The 2,845-nt window shown below is 66.8% G+C and carries 3 protein-coding genes; 2 read left to right on the forward strand and 1 reads right to left on the reverse strand.

What is annotated here, in order from left to right; all coding sequences use genetic code 11:
- Nucleotides 1–164 precede the first annotated feature (164 nt).
- Entirely contained in the window at nt 165–737 is a 573-nt protein-coding gene (locus ABZ646_RS44160) for a hypothetical protein (RefSeq protein ID WP_360532742.1), read from the reverse strand.
- A gap of 469 nt (nt 738–1,206) precedes the next feature.
- Between ABZ646_RS44160 and ABZ646_RS44165 the strand changes: the two genes are divergently transcribed.
- Nucleotides 1,207–2,373, forward strand: coding sequence for an oxygenase MpaB family protein (locus ABZ646_RS44165; protein ID WP_360532745.1), 1,167 nt, complete (start codon nt 1,207–1,209; stop codon nt 2,371–2,373).
- 276 nt (nt 2,374–2,649) lie between these two features.
- Nucleotides 2,650–2,793, forward strand: a complete 144-nt coding sequence (locus ABZ646_RS44170) for a hypothetical protein (protein ID WP_360532748.1) — start codon at nt 2,650–2,652, stop codon at nt 2,791–2,793.
- The last annotated feature ends 52 nt before the right edge of the window (nt 2,794–2,845 follow it).

A 2,845-nucleotide genomic window follows, 5' to 3' on the forward strand; every position in this document is an offset into this window, starting at 1 on the left:
GTCCGCCCGGTCACGCCCGCCTGGACCGCCTTCTTGTGTCAGGCCTTGCTCCAGACCCGGTGCGGGCCTGGTCCGAACGCCGGCCAGTCGGCTTCTCCCAGGGGCGCAGGTCGGCAGCAGCCGCGCGGGGCCGCCGCGCCTGTCGGCCTTCCTTGACCGGGAGGTCAGGCGGCCGACCTCGGGTCGATCTTCCAGCGCATGTTGGTGGGCGCGTTGGTTCCGGTGAAGTGCTTGAGGGTCACGTACACATCAGGGTGGGGGTAGTTCTGCGACTGCGAAGTGATTGCCCACTGCCGGAAGTTCGCTCCGGCCGGGGTGATGGTGTAGGTCTCGGAGGTGCCGTCCTCGCGGACGATCCAGTCCTGTGCCGGACCGCCGTTGCAGTTGGTCACGGTCAGCGGGCCGTTGTCCTTCGCGTTGTCCGGCACCGTCAGACAGGCCGGGGTCGGGTTCTTGATCGGTTCGGTCTCGATGACGTAGTGGTCGCCGTACTTCTGCTTGAGTCGCCAGACCGACCCCGAGCCCTCATTGGCCAGCGGCCAGGGGTACCACACCTGGACGTACTGCGGCCGGTTCTCATTCTGAGTGTCGGTCTGCAGGTAGAAGCCGGTCGAGGCGTTGCTGATGACCACCGCCTGGTTGCTCGGGGGGTAGCCGGGGCCGTTGGCTGCGGCCGGGGCGGCTGCAGCCACGCTTGCGGAGAGTGCCAAACCGAGCAGGAGAGCGATCTTGCGCATGGGCGGTCCCTTTCGTCGAGCGGCATCTGCCAGCGGTATCTGTCGTCGACGTCCCTGCCCATACGGTCGACTGCCGAAAGAGCCCGCCCTGGAATGACTCCGAATGAGGGGGGTGTTCGGATTGGCGTACGGCTAGACGGCCACTTCTGGATCGCGTTGTGGAGATTGTGCAGGATGCGGCCGTCGGGGCCGACGAGAATCGCCCCGGCGGTGACGTGACCGGGCAGGGGTTTGTGGCTGGTGAGGTCGTCGCCGTCGTCCAGGAGGCCGAGGAACCGCACCGACATCCACCAGGCCGCAGTCATCGACACGGTCGTGCGCCCCTGGTTACGCCCCGGGTGTGCATCTTCGTCACTCCTTCGTGGCATTTCGGTCACGGACTGCACTGGGGAAGATCAATTGCGTGGCGCGCCGGGGGTTCGGTCCGGTCGGCGCCGCATCCTCGTGTGTGCGTCGGGAGGAGTGAGCTGTGACCTTGACGGCTGAGACCGTGGTAGCCGAAATGGAGGCCGCGAACCAGGAGGGAGACCCGGCTGCGGACGCACTTGTGTCCGATCTCATCGACAACAGGGAGGTCGACGGCGTCAACGGCCTGTTCCGCACCATTGGGACACTCAAGCCCCGCATGCCCATGGACCAGCTGTCCAACCTTCCCGAACGGCTCGCGCAGTTCCTGCACGATGCCTCCGAACAGCCGCCCGGCTGGAGCGAGGCCGACGTCAAGGCGGCGGAGGGCTTCTTCGCTCACCACCACGGCGTGGCCTCCATGCTGCAGGGCACCGTCGGCCGGATCGGCACCTACCTCTCCCCGACCGGCGCCTACACCCTGCGCACCACCGGGCGCCTGGGCGGCGTGGAGGGTCCGGGCCGGCGGCTGTCGCAGTCCTCGCGCCTGTTCATCGGCATGGGTGACAAGGACGCCCTGCGCAACGGCACCCTTGCGGCGACCGTGACCAAGGTGCGCCTGGTCCACGCCTCCGTCCGCCAGCTGCACAAGAAGAGCGGCCAGTGGGACTACGCCAAATGGGGCGAGCCGGTCTCGCAGAAGTACACCACCGGCGCCATCGGCGTCTTCAGCGTTCAGATCCTCCAGGCCATGAAGAACCTCGGCGTCCATGTGGCCCACGACGACGCACAGGGCTTCGTGAACGCCTGGCACTACATCAACCACTACCTCGGCACCCCCGAGAAGTGGCTGATCCCCAAGGACGTCGACCTGGTCGACCGGATCTGGAGCATCATGCGGGAAAGGGAGTGGCAGCCGGGCGAGGACTGCAATGTCATGACCGCGCAGGCCCTGAAGTTCCACAAGGAGAAGATGCTCCCGCCGGGCTTCTACGAGCCCTTCATCGCCATGGTCCGCGCCGCGTTCACGGACAGGTACGCCGACATGGCCGGCATCCCCAAGAGCGCCGTCGACCTGGCGGCCAAGCCCGCCGCGGCCATGCACAACCTCTTCAGCAGTACCGTCGGCGGCGTGGGCGGCGGCAGCGCGAAAAAGGCCGTCGGCGTCAACCCCTACGACGAGATCCTCGGGGTGGCGTCGAAGGCGTTCAATCAGGTCGAGCTCTATGCCCTCACACACGACCAGGACGACCAGCCCCAGATGCACCAGGAGCTCCACGACAACCGCTGAAGGCTCAGCCGACTCCGATACCGCCCGAGCCAGGAAGGCGATCGCATCGGCCGCCCCGGTGGAGCGCACCGACTCAAAGAGGACACGAGCTGACCTGCTTCTTGCGCAGGCGAGCCCAACCCCGCGCACGCGTCAATCCGCCCGACGGAGTGCGCCGCAACGTGCGCTCACGCCGGTACGCGGCCCCGAGCAGTCGCCCGTCCAGTCCAACCCAACTTCGGCGGCGCGCCCGTGCACGCCAGTCCCCGGCACACACGAACACGAAGGAGTCCCTGCATGAGCATGACCGCCGCCCAGATGCCCGCCGGGCAACCGGAGTACGGCGATGCGAAGTATCCCTTCCACATCACCAAAGAAGAAGAACGGCAGTTGCGTCTTACTGATCTTTTCGTAAGTTCGGTGGGTGGGGTGGCCTTGTGAGTGGGAGGCTTTCGGGGTGGCTTATCAACCCTCGCCTTCGGCTGCCGGCCCG

The sequence above is a fragment of the Streptomyces sp. NPDC007162 genome (assembly GCF_040634175.1).
Classification (GTDB): domain Bacteria; phylum Actinomycetota; class Actinomycetes; order Streptomycetales; family Streptomycetaceae; genus Streptomyces.

Bases quoted from the DNA above. Each gene is read 5' to 3' on its own strand.
- ABZ646_RS44160 (WP_360532742.1), bottom strand. From the start codon at position 737: ATGCGCAAGATCGCTCTCCTGCTCGGTTTGGCACTCTCCGCAAGCGTG.
- ABZ646_RS44170 (WP_360532748.1), top strand. From the start codon at position 2,650: ATGAGCATGACCGCCGCCCAGATGCCCGCCGGGCAACCGGAGTACGGC.